8 protein-coding genes and 1 pseudogene are annotated in these 16098 nt (G+C 42.4%); 3 read left to right on the top strand and 6 right to left on the bottom strand.

Features of this window, described 5'->3' with window-relative positions:
* Positions 1 to 87: 87 nt before the first annotated feature.
* Complete coding sequence (locus ACWATR_RS03720) at positions 88 to 426, top strand: hypothetical protein (RefSeq protein ID WP_099103867.1); 339 nt, start codon at positions 88 to 90, stop codon at positions 424 to 426.
* Here ACWATR_RS03720 and ACWATR_RS03715 read toward each other — a convergent pair.
* Positions 412 to 1257: pseudogene (locus ACWATR_RS03715) on the bottom strand (Rpn family recombination-promoting nuclease/putative transposase). The gene ACWATR_RS03720 and the pseudogene ACWATR_RS03715 sit on opposite strands and share 15 nt — an antisense overlap.
* Positions 1258 to 1622: 365 nt before the next feature.
* On the opposite strand from ACWATR_RS03715, the gene ACWATR_RS03710 reads away from it, so the two are divergent.
* The gene (locus ACWATR_RS03710) at positions 1623 to 5012 is read left to right on the top strand and encodes a HEAT repeat domain-containing protein (protein ID WP_460329641.1); all 3390 of its coding nucleotides are present in this window, start codon (positions 1623 to 1625) and stop codon (positions 5010 to 5012) included.
* 98 nt (positions 5013 to 5110) lie between these two features.
* Here ACWATR_RS03710 and ACWATR_RS03705 read toward each other — a convergent pair whose 3' ends face one another.
* The 5 genes from ACWATR_RS03705 to ACWATR_RS03685 form a co-directional block, all read right to left on the bottom strand.
* A complete protein-coding gene (locus ACWATR_RS03705) occupies positions 5111 to 5323 on the bottom strand; it encodes a hypothetical protein (protein WP_460329639.1) in 213 nt (70 codons plus the stop codon).
* A gap of 250 nt (positions 5324 to 5573) precedes the next feature.
* Positions 5574 to 6053, bottom strand: coding sequence for a hypothetical protein (locus tag ACWATR_RS03700; RefSeq protein ID WP_460329637.1), 480 nt, complete (start codon positions 6051 to 6053; stop codon positions 5574 to 5576).
* A 363-nt stretch (positions 6054 to 6416) separates the two neighbouring features.
* Complete coding sequence (bioF, locus tag ACWATR_RS03695) at positions 6417 to 7622, bottom strand: 8-amino-7-oxononanoate synthase (RefSeq protein WP_460329635.1); 1206 nt, start codon at positions 7620 to 7622, stop codon at positions 6417 to 6419.
* A 74-nt stretch (positions 7623 to 7696) separates the two neighbouring features.
* The gene (gene ruvA / locus ACWATR_RS03690) at positions 7697 to 8329 is read right to left on the bottom strand and encodes a Holliday junction branch migration protein RuvA (protein WP_069069384.1); all 633 of its coding nucleotides are present in this window, start codon (positions 8327 to 8329) and stop codon (positions 7697 to 7699) included.
* A complete protein-coding gene (locus ACWATR_RS03685; protein ID WP_460329632.1) occupies positions 8329 to 9087 on the bottom strand; it encodes a sucrose-phosphate phosphatase in 759 nt (252 codons plus the stop codon). Before ACWATR_RS03685 ends, ruvA begins: the two co-directional genes overlap by 1 nt.
* A 773-nt stretch (positions 9088 to 9860) precedes the next feature.
* Between ACWATR_RS03685 and ACWATR_RS03680 the strand changes: the two genes are divergently transcribed.
* The gene (locus tag ACWATR_RS03680; RefSeq protein ID WP_460329630.1) at positions 9861 to 16094 is read left to right on the top strand and encodes an ATP-binding sensor histidine kinase; all 6234 of its coding nucleotides are present in this window, start codon (positions 9861 to 9863) and stop codon (positions 16092 to 16094) included.
* Positions 16095 to 16098 lie beyond the last annotated feature (4 nt).

Raw genomic sequence — 16098 nt, 5'->3', positions numbered from 1 at the left:
GATTTAAGAACATTCTTCCCTACGAACGTGATAGAAAATACTTATATGATTTATGATTTTTGACTCATAGTGTAAGGATTACAGATAATGCACGTTCTAAAAAGATCCATCAAACCTGCAACTTATATATCATTCCTCCACATATACCAAACTACTTGGGGGACTGCTGGTGATATTTGTTTAATCCGTGAATCTGTAGCTAATGATAGTACAGCGAAGTTTATCGGGCACAAAATTGAACTAGCAATTCCAAGAGGGTTGGAGCGCGATCGCATCGCCAACTGTCCAATAATTAAAGTTGCAGGTAATGTCGGCGACGGACATCCCAAAGAGCATCCGTTGGAATGGGAAGCTTATGAAGGTGTTAGTGAAGAAATAGCTTTAGCGGCTTTGAAACCTTGGGGATTCAAGTTAATTGAGCTTTAATGTGGCAAACCAGGCTTCTAAATCCGCTTGAGCCTGAAAATCTAATAATGCTTCACCGAGATTTTCTAATTGTTCTAAGGAAAGAGTTTCAATCCGGTTTAGCATCTCTTGGGGTAATTCTCCCACCCGTCGAGTAAGTTGACGGAGAATGAGCAATTGCCCTTCTGCTTTTCGTCCTTCTTCCCGTCCTCGTTGTTCACCTTCAGCGAGAATTTCTTGATAAATCACTGACTCGCGCATCATACCCTCCCGAAATAATTGTCGAATCAAGTCTTGATTGTATTTTAACCCCGCTAAAATTTGGGTATACGCGGAAATTTCTGGTCGTTGTCTTGGCTCAAGTTGATTAACTTTTCCCACAACTTGTTGCAACAAAGCTTGGGGTTGCGTGGTTGCGGCCAGTGGTGCTAATGGTAACAAAGCTGGCTCATTGAGGAATGGTTCAGGATTTTCTTCCCATAAGCGAATCACGCGATATTCATGACGGGTAGTTTCGACACAGAAGACAGTTTCAATTACTGTTCCTGGTGCAGGGGGAAGCAGTAATACGACAACTTGCGTTATTGGTAGACGATATAAACGATACAAGCGTACTCAGTAATCTAGCATCCGCAGGGGTAGGGGTGGCGTAGATTCTAGTTTGGTTTGAAATTCCAGATGGAGAATGCGTCCTTGTAGTTGTAAAAATGTGACATAATCAGCGCGAATTGGTTCGATACTCAATTCGGTTTTGAGGACTGTGACGCTTGTTTGTGGTGTACCCAAAACCCAACTGGCAAAGGTAGCAGGATGTTTTTCGGACAGTAGTTTGCAAAGGTTATCAAAAGACATTTGCGATCGCTAACAATCGAACGAGGTATTGTTATTATCTCGTCCAGTGGTTTGAGTGGGCGATGTCTACGACTGGCTATGACGCTCGAAGACTCGCTAACGCTTCGCTATCGGCATCGCACCATCGCTCAAGGAAGCTCAGTACTATACTCTGAGCGTATCTTTTTAAATTCCTGTAATATTTACATTAATATTCCATTTCTGGCTAGGTTGAGTTCTCAGACGGTAAAAAGATAACTGTAGCGATTCCTGATTTACTAATAAAAACCTAACCCCCTTCTCTTTTTCTACCAAGGAAAGAACAGAAACAGCCTTTATTTCTAAATAAATTACGAATTACGAATTACGAATTACGAATTATACAAATGCATCTGCACATAATTAAAAAGCGATCGTCGCCCTTTTTCATTTTTCCCTTTATCCTGCTGTTGACTCTCCTCTTCGCCATGCCTTGGGTGAGTGCGATCAAACTGCATATCCCTAAACCAAAAGCGTGGCAGATTGACGGTATCGTAGCTGCCCTTGATGATGGACATGACGGAGTGAAGTCTCTGGCCCTGAATCAATTAAGTCAATATAGGATGCAAGACTTAACAACTGTGGTCAAAAAACCAGAGGACATAGCCAGAAAAATTCTCAGCATTCTCAAGGATAAATCTGTTGAAGCTTCGGTTCGCGCTGGTGCCGCATCTGTATTAGGAAATCTGGGAGATATAGCTAAACCCTATGCCAAAGACATGGCTGATATCCTCAAAGATAAATCTGTTGAAGCTTCGGTTCGCGCTGGTGCCGCATCTGTATTAGGAAATCTGGGAGATGCTGCTAAACCCTACACCAAGGATGTGGCTGACATTCTCAAAGATAAATCTGTTGAATCGTCGATTCGCCTTGGTGCGGCATCGGCATTGGCAAACTTAGGGGATACTGCTAAACCTTACGTCAAGGATATTGTTGATATCCTCAAGGATAAATCAGTTGATTTTCATGCTGGTTTCGGTTTGATATTGGCATTAGCAAATTTAGAAGAACCAGTTAAACCATATGTCAAAGATATAATCAACTTCCTTAAGTATAAAAAGACTGAATCCAACATTATTACTATTACTGATTATTCCGAGAGTGATAACTATTCCGCTAGTGAATTTTCCCCACTAGCAAATCTGGGGGATGCTGCTAAACCCTATCTCAAAGATATTGCTGACATCCTTAAAGATAAAACAGTTGATGCCGAAGTTCGCTCCCGTGCAGCATTAGTATTTCCATATTTCGGACAAGCTACCCAACCATACATCAAAGATATCATCAACTTCGTGCAGGATAAATCAGTTGATTACTCTGTTCGCTCCAGTGCGGCTGATGCATTGATTAAGTTGAGGGATTCCATTAAACCCTATGTTAAAGATATCGCTGACATCGTTAAGGATAAATCTATTGATTCCACTATTCGTTCCAGTGCAGTTTCTATCTTAGGCAACTTAGGGGATGTTGCTAAACCCTACGTCAAAGATATTACTGACATCGTTAAGGATAAATCCGTCGATAATTCACTTCGTTCCATTGCTGCTGATACATTGAGTAATTTAGGGGATATTGCTAAACCCTATGCCAAAGATATTACTAAAATCTATGCCAAAGAAATAGCTGACATCCTTAAGGATAAATCTGTTAATCTTTTATCTCGTTCTAGCGCAGCTTCTACATTGAGTGACTTGGGAGAAGCAGCCCAACCTTATGTCAAAGATATCCTTGATTTCATCCTGGATGAAGTCAAGGATATCACTGAAGCTTACTATGAGAACGATGAGAAATCAATAGCAGCATATGCTTTAGGTAATTTGGGAAAAATTGCTCAACCTTACGCCAAAGATATTATTAAGATTCTCAGCGATAAATCTGTTGACACTTCACTTCGTTCTGCTATTGCACGTGCTTTAGGGAAAATAGAACAACTAGATTTCGATAGTGTTGTTGTAATTTTGGATAACGTTTATTACGCGGGAGAATCTGAATTTGAACAGTGGCGATTCTTGACATATCTTCTAGGGGCTGGCACTGAAGATGTAATAAAACTGCTCAAATGGCTAGGCAGGCCTCAAGCAATTCCCGATCAGCTAAACCATGATGAAGGCGTCAAAACACTAGAGGTTTTTCGTAAAATTTGGGAACCTAGTAAAGAATTAGTGCGTTTTCGAGAAGACTTAGCAAGACAAATTGCTGTAGTTGCCAGAAAAGTTTCTTGGCAACCACAAGATATTGTTATTTTAGAAACTCACTACAACAACCTCAAAAATGCCGGCTACAACGAAGCTGATTCACTGCAATCAGTAATAGTTAACCTCAAAACTTGGCAGTGGTTTTTCAACGCCAGAACTACTATTTTGATTCATGCTGCCTTTTGGCTTGCCCTCATCTTCGCTTACCCCAAATTTCCCCAAGTCCAAGCCATCTTCTTCTGGAATCCTTGGGTGAGGCGCATTCTCGGTATTGGCTACGTCGGCTTAATTCTCACCTGGGTTCCCTTTTTCCGCGAAAAGTTATTTGAACCCTTCAAGCCTTCCCTACTAGCCGATGCTGGGTTAGATAATTTTAACCCCGAAGCTTACTTCCCAAATTCTAAAGTGAAAGTTCCCGGTGTAGATGAACCCGTACCAATTACCCAAGTGCTACCTAACATCAAAGGACAAGTCATCTTGGAAGGTGATTCTGGCTTGGGTAAGTCAATGTATCTGCGCTATTTGGTAAAAACTTCTGGGCGGCTTGTGGTTTATCTACCTGCCCGCAAGTGTGACAAAGGGGTAATTGAGGCAATTCAAGCCAAGCTGCACGGACAAGCACAAGATGCTGATTTTCTCAAGAACTTAATTTACAGTGGCGCATTAGATATTTGCATTGACGGACTCAATGAAGTTACGGCCGACACCAGGGCAAAAATCTGTCAGTTTGCCGAAAGCTATTTCCGGGGTAACATCATCATGACCACCCAACCCCTAGAGTGGACACCACCCTCAACAGCCAAAATATATAAATTGCTGCCCCTTGAGGAACCACAAATTCAGCAATTTCTGATTTCCCGTCAGCCACGATTGCCCAAAAATGCCAAAGTTCAAGGTACTGATTATGAGCAAGCCACTGCTAGTTTTTTAACCAAAGCCCTCAGTAATCAGCAATCACCACAAGAATTAAGCGCGATTGAGAAGGTTCTCTCTAATCCAATGGATTTAACTGTGGTAGCCCTGATGTTATCCCAAGGCGAATACCCCGATTTATTTCACTTGCAACAACATCAATATCAATTGATGGCAGCAGAATACTTGCAAGAGTGGAACCAGGAATTTCCGCTGAAAAAATTCTCCGATGCTGTCTATCAAATGCGGCTTAAGGACGAGCAAGCGTTACCTGCGGATGAATTTTACCAGGTATTACAGTCATTGGAAGACGATAAATATAAAATGGTTGTCAGCCGTCAGTGGCAAGACGAAAAAGGCGAAGCCAAGAGAGAATGGTACTTCCGCCACGATAAGATTATGGATTTCTTTTTGGTGCAGAACTTTCTCGGCGAGAGTGAAGAAGCTAAAAACCGTCTCCTTGACCACATGGACGACCCCCGTTTTCGTGGTGTCTACTTTTTGCTAGCAACTTTACTCCCGTTAGATGCGGCGAAAGAACTGAAGGAAAAATTAGTTCAATATGCCGCCGATACCAAAGACCATACTGTGAGTGATACCTTTGTGCAATTGTTGCGGCCAAGGTCGTGATATTAATTCGTAATTTGTAATGGGCTACACGCCCTGATGCTAACGTAATTCGTAATTAAGAAAGAGACTTATAGTCTAAAGAGAAGTTTTTGATTTAATTAAAATGAGCCTTTGAACTCCATTAATGAGTCTTTGAACTCCATTAATGAGTCTTTTAGCTCCATTAATGAGGCTTTTAGCTCCATTAATGAGGCTTTAAACTCCATTAATGAGGCTTTGAACTCCATTAATGAGGCTTTGAACTCCATTAATGAGGCTTTGAACTCCATTAATGAGGCTTTGAACTCTATTAATGAGTCTTTTAGCTCCATTAATGAGTCTAGGCTGAGGGTAAATTCTTGATTTAATAAAAATCTGACTTCTCACGTTATGTAGAAAAGCTAACGCTAAACCTAAGCCCTGAGCAAACTTCATTACTAGGGAATGGAAGCGAGGTTTTCTAGAGAATAGTGAAAAGTCAGATATTGCAATGAGTACAAAAAGAGATTGTGTCTCTCCTACCCCCAAGTAAAACCAATGCTCAGTCTACTTGGAACTAAGCTTAATAGATAGGCAAACGGATTAATCACGACCCCATTTGCGATCGCGCTCATAGCGACGGTAATTATCACGGATGTTGCGAAGGTTATTATCCCGGTCATAACGGCGGTTATTGTCCCGGTCATAACGGCGGTTATTATCCCGGTCATAACGGCGGTTATTGTCCCGGTCATAACGGCGATTATTGTCCCGGTCATAACGGCGATTATTGTCCCGGTCATAACGGCGATTATTGTCCCGGTCATAGCGGCGATTATTGTCCCGGTCATAACGGCGGTTATTGTCGCGAATGTTGCGAAAGTCGTTCCGACGGTCATCATCACCATTTCTGTAACGACGACTATGACGTTCGTAATTACCATCATCGTTGCGATCGTAGCTGTAGCTATCTAACTCAGCAAGATAAGACACTGGTGTATTAGCATCAGCTTTTGGAGAAATAGCCAAGGCTGAAGCAGATGCTATCAAGCCGGCTAGCAAAATAGAGGTAAAGCGATTCATGATGTGAGTCAAAAATTGTTGACAGTAATTTATGCAAGTCCAGTCTGTTTAGGAAGAGCAGATTCCACAAGTCTTTAGATCAATCCTATCAGTGTTGAATAACTCGAAAAGTTTTCTTGAGTGCGGTGATTAAGAAAAGTTTTGTTATCTGTGATACTTTTTGACTTTTCAAATCCCGTGAAAAGTTAAAATTAAAATGAATCTTTGAACTCCGTTAATGAGTCTTTGATAGTTCGTGATCGGTTAAGAGGTTGTTTGAAAAGTCTAATTTATTACTAGTACAGCACGGCGGAAATAAACCACCCGTTCCCAATCAACAAAACCCTTACGCTGTTTTAATTTTTAATTTTTAATTTTTAATTCTTAGATATCCTTCAGCACTGCTACCAATTTTTCAATATGTGCTGCTTCATGAGTTGCCATTAAAGATATTCTGATCCGGCTTGTAGGCACTGTAGGAGGACGAATTGCTGGGGCAAAAATACCAGCCTCTCTTAGCTGTTTTCCAGCTTTGAGTGCATCTGTAGCACTGGGTAATTGAAAACATAATATAGGTGATTCAGAAGGCAGTAATTTTAAGTTAGGTAACTGTTGTTGCAGTAAATTTTTCAAGTAATGTACGTTTTGCCACAATTGGGCACGGCGTTGCGGTTCTTGTTGCACTATCTTGATTGCTGTTAAGGCCGCTGCCGTATCAGCAGGCGAAAGCCCAGTGGTATAAATCCAACTGGGTGAGCGGTTTCGCAAAAAGTCAATTAGGGCGCTACTTCCCGCTACGTATCCGCCTAAACTACCCAAAGCTTTACTCAAAGTGCCAACTTGAATTAACTGCTTTCCCGTGCAGCCAAAATGCTCGACACACCCAGCGCCAGTTTTTCCTATGACCCCAGTGGCATGAGCTTCATCGACTAGCAGCATACAGCTAAATTGATCAGCGAGATCAAATAGTGCAGGTAATGGACATAAATCGCCATCCATGCTAAAGACGCTATCAGTAAGAATCAAACAGCGTCGGTAGTTTTGCCGCTGTTCACTCAACTGAGTTTTTAGAACTGCAATATCACAGTGCGGGTATTCCACAACTGCTGCACCACTGAGAATCGCTCCATTTTTCAGACTGGAATGATTGTACTGGTCTGAGAAAACTAAATCACGCTTGCCAACGAGGGCAGTAATTGCACCCAAATTTGCTAGATACCCTGAACTAAATACCAAGGCATCTTCTGTTTGTTTGGTAGATGCGATCGCTTCCTCTAACTCCCTGTGTAATTCTCGATGCCCACTGAGTAATCTAGAACCAGTACTACCAGTTCCAAATTCGGCGATCGCAGCAGTTGCAGCTGCCATCAACCGCTCATCCCCAGCCAATCCCAAATAGTCATTACTGGCAAAATTAATGACCTCTTGCCCAGCTAAAACCACCGTTGCACCCGGACGACCATTGATAGGTTGTACCGAACGATACCAGTCTGCCCGATGAATTGTTGCTAAGGACTGTTCTAGCCAAGCATAAGGATCGCTGGGGATTGGGGATTGGTGACTGGGGATTGGGGACTGGGGACTGGGCATTGGGAATTGGGCATTGGAGGAGAGAATAACTAATGACAAATGACAAATGACAAATGACAAATGACCAATGACAATTAAACTTGTTCGCTACTGAGATGAGCGATCGCTTGTTTAATCCAATCTTCGACATAGGCATCTTTGGGTAGTCCAATATCTTCACTGACTACATGGAGGGCATGACTGACCTCATGGGCAGTATATCCCAAGGCGAAGAGAGTCATTTGCACCTCTTCGAGAATTCCTGGTGCTGGCCCACCTGTGGCGACGAAGAACCCGGCTGATTTGCGCCACTCGACTAATTTGCTTTTCAGTTCCAAACAGATGCGTTCAGCGATTTTTTTACCCACACCTGGAGCCTGAATTAAGATTTGTGTATTGCCAGCGATAATTGCTTGGACTAAATCTGGTAGTTCCAGAGTGTCCAGGAGTGCGATCGCTAAGGCTGCACCAATCCCTGTGACAGTCAGCAAGTGGCGAAATAAATCGCGTTCAGATGGTGAAGCAAAGCCATATAGAAAGGGCACTTCTTCGCGAATTTGCAAATGGGTAAAAATTTGCGCTACTCCTCCCGACTCTGGTAACTGGTTTGCTAGCCGTTGGGGAACTTGCAAATCGTACCCCAAGCCATTCACTTCCAGAGTCAGAATCACGCGATTAGCGCCAATTGTTTGGATACCAGCGACTATACCTTTTAGATAACTAATCATTACAAGAGACCAAAATAATTTAAGCCTTCAATAATTCCACCTGCACAAAAACCTTTTGCCAGGTAGCGATGATCAACGGGATACTCATCGTGCCATTGGAGTAACTCTTTTCGGGCATTCCCCACAATGATTCCCCGTTCGTTGCCTACAGCAAATAAAGCAATATCATTACCCGAATCACCACAGACAACTGTTTGTTCTGCTGCAAATTTCCACTTCTGGCGTAAAAACTGCATTGCCTGACCTTTATCGCTGCTATGGGGTACAATGTCAAGGTCAATACCGCTACTGTAGATTAACTTTACATTTAATTTAGATTTCTGCAACTCTGCTTCAAGTTGTGGTAGAACATTCGCAGATACTTCTTGTTCTAGAAAAAAACTCACTTTGAAGGGACGCTGTTCTGAATCTGGTTGCCGAACTAACTCACGGTATTTGCGGGTAATAGATAATACAGTTTCCCGTTCCCATCCCGCAGAGAGGATTTCTGACCAACCTGAATCTGGAATATCAGTACCATCGAGATAAATTTCTGTACCGACGGAAAGGACAAGGGCATCTGGTTGCAAAAGATTTTTTTGAGCTTGGAGTTCTTTGTAAAGTACAGGCGATCGCCCGGTAGAATAAACAATTTTAGTGCCATATTCTTGGCGATGTTGACTCAGCAGTTGATTTAGTTCTGGCAAAGCGCTGTCATCGCCAACGGTGCGGTACACAAGGGTGTCATCTAAATCGGTTACAAAAAGAAATGGTTTCATAATTAAAGCTCTTGCAAAATTTCGTTATTCTACCGCGCGAAGAGAATTTTGCAAGAGATTTATTTGCTGAATTATTTGTGTAGGTTGGGTGGAGTGAAACGCAACCCAACATTAAGCTGTTAAGCATTTAATTTGCACATTGAGATCGCAGGGGGCAGGGAGCAAGGGAGAGGCTTTGCAGCTTTTACCACCATGAAAATGGTGCAATTTAAATGACGGTTAGCTTACCACCTTATTATGTTGGGTTACGCGATCGCTGCACATTGGTGTCAACTTAACGCGAAACCTCACGTCCCCCAGGGATTGTAAATCCCTGTCTCATAGCTAAAGTCCTCTTCAGAGGACTAAAGAGGGCAAAAATTTTTAGTCTACTTCAGTAAACTTGAGCAATTAGTCTCTTAATTATATTCCCTGGCGGGTGAACAACACCTAATCAGTACGCTATTTTTGGCTTAAGTTGACACTAATGGTCGGAGACTGGGAACGAGGAAATGCTTATCAAGCTAGGTTTTTAGGACTTGTGTGTACACCGTAGCCTTAAAAAAGGGGGAACCGGAGTCAAAGTCCCCCAATTTATCGGGGGATTTAAGGGGATCTAAAACTTTTGATACCGACAAGAGGACTTTTCAAACATCCTCTTAATCTAGTTTGATTTATTCCCACTAACTTACTTACAAGCGATACATCCAAAAAGTAAAGAATTACCAAAGTTTGTTGCACAAGATATCGTGTGGGGAATTCTAACCTGAATAGAAGAATTCCCTGAAAAAGTTATGAGCGCAAAAGTGGATATAACTGTGACACTGGCAGGCTACCAAATTAGAGAGCAACTATACTCAGGTTCACGCACACTCGTGTATCGAGCCGTCAGAGAAGCAGATAACCAAGCAGTTGTGATCAAGCTTTTAAAACGGGAATACCCCACCTTTAGCGAACTCGTACAGTTTCGCAACCAATATGCCCTAGCCAAAAACCTAGATATTCCTGGGATTATTAAGCCCTATAGCCTAGAACCCTACAATAATGGCTATGCTTTGGTGATGGAAGATTTTGGTGGCATATCACTGCGACAATTTACAAAAGAACAACCGCAACACTTAGACCAATTCCTAATTATAGCCCTACAACTAACAGAAATTCTCCACCAGTTACATCAACAACGGGTGATTCATAAAGACATTAAACCCGCTAATATCCTGATTCATCCAGACACCTTGGTGTTAAAGCTGATAGACTTCAGCATTTCCTCCTTGTTACCGAGAGAAACCACCGAAATCCAAAATCCCAATGTCCTGGAAGGAACTCTGGCTTATCTATCACCAGAACAAACAGGACGCATGAATCGGGGGATTGATTACCGCAGCGACTTCTATTCATTGGGAGTAAGTTTCTTTGAGCTACTGACAGGAAAAGTGCCTTTTGATTCTCAAGATCCGATGGAGTTAGTGCATTGTCATATTGCAAAACTTCCTCCTAATGTGTGCGATGTCAACTCTGAGATCCCTTTGGTTGTGGGAGAAATCATTTACAAGCTGATGGCAAAAAATGCCGAAGACCGCTACCAAAGCGCGTTGGGACTAAAATATGATTTGCATTTGTGTATAGAACAACTAAACGAAATCAGGAAAATTGAGAATTTCTCGATTGGAGGGCGAGATATAAGCGATCGCTTCGTAATGGCAGAAAAACTCTATGGCAGGGAGCAAGAAGTTAAAATACTACTAGAAGCATTCGAGCGGGTTGCCAATGGGGCATCGGAGTTCATGTTAGTGGCGGGATTCTCCGGCATTGGTAAAACGGCAGTGGTGAATGAAGTACATAAACCCATTGTCCGGCAACGAGGCTACTTTATCAAAGGCAAGTATGACCAGTTCAACCGCAATATTCCCCTCAGTGCCTTTGTCCAAGCTTTCCGTGACTTAATGGGGCAGTTGTTAGGCGAAAGTGACACCCAATTAAAGCAATGGAAGAAGAAGATTCTGAAAGCTTTGGGGGAAAATGCTCAAGTAATTATTGAGGTGATTCCTGAGTTAGAGGAAATTATCGGGCAACAATCTCCAGTGGTGGAACTCTCAGGTAGTGCTTCCCAGAACCGTTTTAATCTGTTGTTCCAAAAATTTATTCAAGTATTTACTACAGTTACACATCCCTTGGTGATGTTTTTGGATGATTTGCAGTGGGCAGATTCAGCATCATTAAACTTGATTCAGGTGTTGATGGGACAAAGAGAAAGCGGTTTCATGTTATTGATTGGTGCATATCGTGATAATGAAGTTTCACCTGCTCATCCGTTGACATTGACATTAGAAGAAATTAATAAAGCTGGAACTACAGTCAATACAATCACACTAGCTCCCTTGAGTCAAGAAAGTTTAAATTTGCTAGTTACAGATACATTGCAATGTCCAGCAGCGATCGCGCAACCTTTAACCCAGTTAGTCTATCAAAAAACTCAAGGAAACCCCTTTTTCAGCACACAGTTTCTCAAGGCATTACATGAAGAGGGAGCTATTGAATTTGATCCTAAAGCTGGGCATTGGCAGTGTGATATTAGTGATGTGCAATTGCTCTCTCTGAGAGATGATGTGGTAGAGTTCATGGCAATGCAGTTGCAGAAGTTGCCAATTGCCACTCAAAATGCCCTGAAACTAGCCGCGTGCATTGGTAACTCTTTTGAATTAGCAACACTGGCAATTGTCTATGAAAAGTCTCAAGCTGAAACTGCTACTGACTTATGGAAAGCCCTTCAGGAAGGATTAGTAATTCCCAGCAATGATATTTACAAGTTTTATCAGTCAAAATCAGAGTTGTTGATTGAGGAGAATGAACAGATAGAAGCAGATAATAAAGTGATTGTTTTCTACAAGTTTCTGCACGATCGCGTCCAACAAGCTGCTTATTCACTCATTCCCGATAACCAAAAACAACTGATGCACTTAAAAATTGGGCAATTGCTTTTAAGTGTAATGAACGAAACGGAAAAAGAGGAAAAAATCTTCGGGATTGTTAATCAATTAAATAAAGGAGCCGATTTAATTGTCTTAGAATCTGAACGGGAAACATTAGCGAAGCTAAATCTAGCTGCTGCCCAAAAAGCAAAATCTGCAACCGCTTATGTTGCAGCAATTGAATACACCACTAAAGGCATACAACTTCTCACAGCAAATTGTTGGCAGCAATCCTATGAATTAACTTTAGCTCTGCATGATTTAGCCGCAGAATTAACCTGTCTGAGCGGTTACTTTGGGCAAATGGAGCAGATAGTTGATGAGGTACTGCAAAATGCTCGTCAATTACTAGACAAAGTGAAAGTCTATGAAGTGAGAATTCTGGCTGATGTCGCTCAGAGTCAGCAACCCAAAGCCATTAAAACCGCTCTTTCTGCTTTGAAATTATTTGGAGTGTCGTTTCCAGAGCAGCCGACTGATGCAGATATTACTGAAAATTTGCAACAGACTCAAAATGTATTAAAAGGAAAACATTTAGAAGATTTGTTGGAACTGCCGGAGATGAAAGACCTCCGAGGTCTGGCAGTGATCCGAATTTTAGCGACTGTGACAGCAGCAGTATATCAAGCGGTTCCAGCATTACTGCCGTTAATTGTGTCCAAGCAGGTGAGATTATCGGTTGTTTATGGTAATGCTGCGGTATCAGCACAGGCTTATGCTTGGTATGGAGTAATTTTGTGCGGTATTGGAGAAATAGATTTAGGCGATCGCGTTGGTGAACTGGCAATGGGACTACTATCACGCTTCGAGAGTAGAGAATTTAAAGCCAGCACGATCAATATGGTTTATCCTTTCGTGAAGCCTTGGAAACATCATATTCAAAATTCACTCGCTCCTTTGCTTGACGGATACCATAGCGGTCTGGAGATGGGTACTTTAGAATATGCTGCCTACTGTGCCTACAATTATTGTTCGCTGTCCTATTTTCTCGGAAAAGATTTGTCAATCTTAGAACCAGAGATGAAGGTTTACAGTCAGGCATTGGCTCAAATTAAACAGGAAGTTGCTCACAATTATTTGAGAGTCTTTTACCAATCTGTTTTAAATTTACTGGGACAGAGTAAGTGTCCTTGGGAAATTAAAGGTGTGGTTTATGACGAAGAAATGATGTTGCCCAAGCATCAGCAGGCTAACGATCTCTATGCAATGGGAACACTGTATATTAATAAACTAATTCTTTGTTACTTGTTCAATGAGTGGGAACAAGCAACAAAAGTGGCAGTGAATGCCAAACAATATTTGAATGGTGTATCCGGTTGTTTCATGATTCCGGTGTTTCACTTTTACGATTCATTAACTCATCTGGCGATATTATCCAACGCCCAAGGTAAGGAATGTAATAGTTTGCCCCAAGAAGTTGTTAGCAACCAGAAGAAGCTCAAAGAATGGGCAAACCACGCCCCTACAAACCATTTACACAAATTTTATTTGGTAGAAGCAGAGCAGTATCGGGTGTTGGGGCGAATGTATGAAGCAATGGATTACTACGATCGCGCGATCGCATCCGCTAAAGCAAATGCATATATTCAAGAAGAAGCCCTCAGCAATGAACTAGCAGGGAAATTTTACCTCAACTGGGGCAAAGAAAAACTTGCCCAAGCATATATGCAAGAAGCGTACTACTGCTATGCCCGTTGGGGAGCTAAAGCCAAAATCACCGACTTGGAAGAGCGCTATCCTCAGCTTTTGACCGCAATTGTGCAACACCCGCAACCATTACTTACTCCATCTAACACAATTTTTGCCCCATCTTTTAATTCGACTCAAACCTCTAGCTCCAGCAATATTACAGAATTGCTCGACCTGGCAACCGCTCTCAAAGCCTCTCAAACTCTTTCTAGTGAAATTGAATTAGAAAAACTCCTAATGATGCTGCTTCAGATAGTGATTGAAAATGCTGGGGCAGAAAAAAGCGTGTTAATGCTGCTGCAAAGCGATCGCTTGGTGATTAAAGGGGCTATCACCGTTAATACTCAACCCATCGTTCTGCAAAGAATTCCAGTGGAGGAAAGCCAAGATATTCCTTTGAGAGTGATTTATCACGTCAAACATTCCTTACAACCTTTGGTGTTGGCAGATGCCACTACTCATCCAGTCTTTGCCAGTGATAGTTACATTTTGAGCCAACAGCCAAAAAGTATATTATGTAGTCCAATTCTCTATCGGGGTGAATTTGTGGGTATCCTCTATTTGGAGAATAAATTGACGACAGGGGCATTTACTAGCGATCGCGTCGAACTGCTTAACCTGTTATGTACTCAAGCCGCTATTTCTCTAGAAAATGCCCGACTTTATGAGCAGACACAACAAACACTGGTAGAACTGCGTGCCAGTGAAGCCCGCTTCCAGAAGGTGGTTGACAATATTCCAGGCATGGTATTCCAATTCTGTCTGGCTACCGATGGCTCTTTTTGGACACCCTACGTCAGTTCGGGTTGCTATGACTTGTATGAGGTTGATCCAAAGGCAGTCATGGCAGGGGTACACAACATTCACCTCATGGCGCATCCAGACGATTCCTCAACGCTGGGACAGTTAGTTGCTGATTCTGCCCGAATGTTAACGCCTTTTAGTCATGAGTGGCGAATTGTGACTCCTTCAGGCAAAACCAAATGGATTCAATGTGTTTCTCGGCCAGAACAGCAAGCTGATGGCTTGATTGTGTGGGATGGGGTGGTGATTGATATTAGCAATGTCTACGACGAGCTTCGTTTACGCAAACTGGCAGAGCAGCAACTACAAGAGAAAGAGGAGTTTCTGAGCAGCATCTACAACGGAGCCGAAATGAGCATTTTTGTTGTGGATGTGTCGGAAGATCGTCGCTTCTATTACGCTGGATGGAATGCTCTTTCGGAACGAGCGTGTGGAATTCGTAGTGCTGATGCCGTAGGCAAAACGCCCGCTGAAGTGCTTGAGGCAGCACAGGCTGAAATTATGCAACAACAGCTTACTGAGTGCGCTAGAACGGAAATGCCCGTTTATCATGAGCAGTGCCTAACCTTTGATGGGCAAGAAAGCTGGTGGATGATCAATTTCAACCCACTCAAGAATAATGAGGGACGGATTTACCGGATTATTGGCACAAGCTTAGACATTAGCGATCGCAAACGTGCCGAAGCCCAATTAAACCAGCGCACAGCAGAATTAGAGCAAACCCTGCAAGAACTCCAGCACACCCAAACCCAGATGATCCAAGCTGAGAAAATGTCAGGATTGGGACAACTGGTGGCAGGTGTTGCCCATGAAATCAACAACCCAGTCAACTTTATCTTTGGCAATCTTAGCCATGCCAATGAATACACCAAAAATATTCTCAGACTCCTGGAACTTTATCAGAAATATTACCCAAACCCCCATTCTGAGATTCAAGAAGAAGCCGAAACGATGGACTTGGAGTTTTTAGTAGAAGACTTACCCAAACTTATTTATTCCATGCGAATTGGAGCAGAACGCATTCAAAAAATTGTTGTCTCTCTACGCACTTTCTCCCGCATGGATGAAGCCGAGATGAAAGAAGTCGATATTCATGACGGCATTGATAGTACAGTGATGATTCTGCAACATCGACTGAAAGCTAAACCTGATTCTCAAGGCATTGAGATTGTCAAAGCTTATGGGGAGTTACCGCTAGTCGAGTGCTATGCCGGACAACTCAATCAAGTGTTTATGAATCTTTTGAGCAATGCCATTGATGCCCTAGAAGAAGCGGGCAATCAACACCAACTATTAACTCCTACCATTACGATTTGCACTACCCTGGTAGAAGGCAAACAAGTTGCCATTAAAATCACAGATAACGGCCCTGGAATTCCTGCTGATCTCAAGCAAAAATTATTTGATCCATTCTTTACGACAAAACCTGTCGGTAAAGGCACTGGAATGGGACTTTCCATTAGTTATCAGATTGTGGCTGAAAAACACAAAGGCAAATTACAGTGCGTTTCCGAACTGGGGCAGGGAGCCACATTCATCATCATAATTCCAATTTGTCAATCTTAAGCCC

It is taken from the genome of Nostoc sp. UIC 10890 (assembly GCF_054786515.1).
This window is presented reverse-complemented; position numbering and strand designations above follow the sequence as displayed.

What these genes read in the sequence shown, in the direction of transcription:
- bioF (WP_460329635.1), bottom strand. Translation starts at nt 7,622, where the DNA reads ATGCCCAGTCCCCAGTCCCCAATCCCCAGTCACCAATCCCCAATCCCC.
- ACWATR_RS03700 (WP_460329637.1), bottom strand. Translation starts at nt 6,053, where the DNA reads ATGAATCGCTTTACCTCTATTTTGCTAGCCGGCTTGATAGCATCTGCT.
- ACWATR_RS03720 (WP_099103867.1), top strand. Translation starts at nt 88, where the DNA reads ATGCACGTTCTAAAAAGATCCATCAAACCTGCAACTTATATATCATTC.
- ACWATR_RS03680 (WP_460329630.1), top strand. Translation starts at nt 9,861, where the DNA reads ATGAGCGCAAAAGTGGATATAACTGTGACACTGGCAGGCTACCAAATT.
- ruvA (WP_069069384.1), bottom strand. Translation starts at nt 8,329, where the DNA reads ATGATTAGTTATCTAAAAGGTATAGTCGCTGGTATCCAAACAATTGGC.
- ACWATR_RS03710 (WP_460329641.1), top strand. Translation starts at nt 1,623, where the DNA reads ATGCATCTGCACATAATTAAAAAGCGATCGTCGCCCTTTTTCATTTTT.
- ACWATR_RS03685 (WP_460329632.1), bottom strand. Translation starts at nt 9,087, where the DNA reads ATGAAACCATTTCTTTTTGTAACCGATTTAGATGACACCCTTGTGTAC.
- ACWATR_RS03705 (WP_460329639.1), bottom strand. Translation starts at nt 5,323, where the DNA reads ATGGAGCTAAAAGACTCATTAATAGAGTTCAAAGCCTCATTAATGGAG.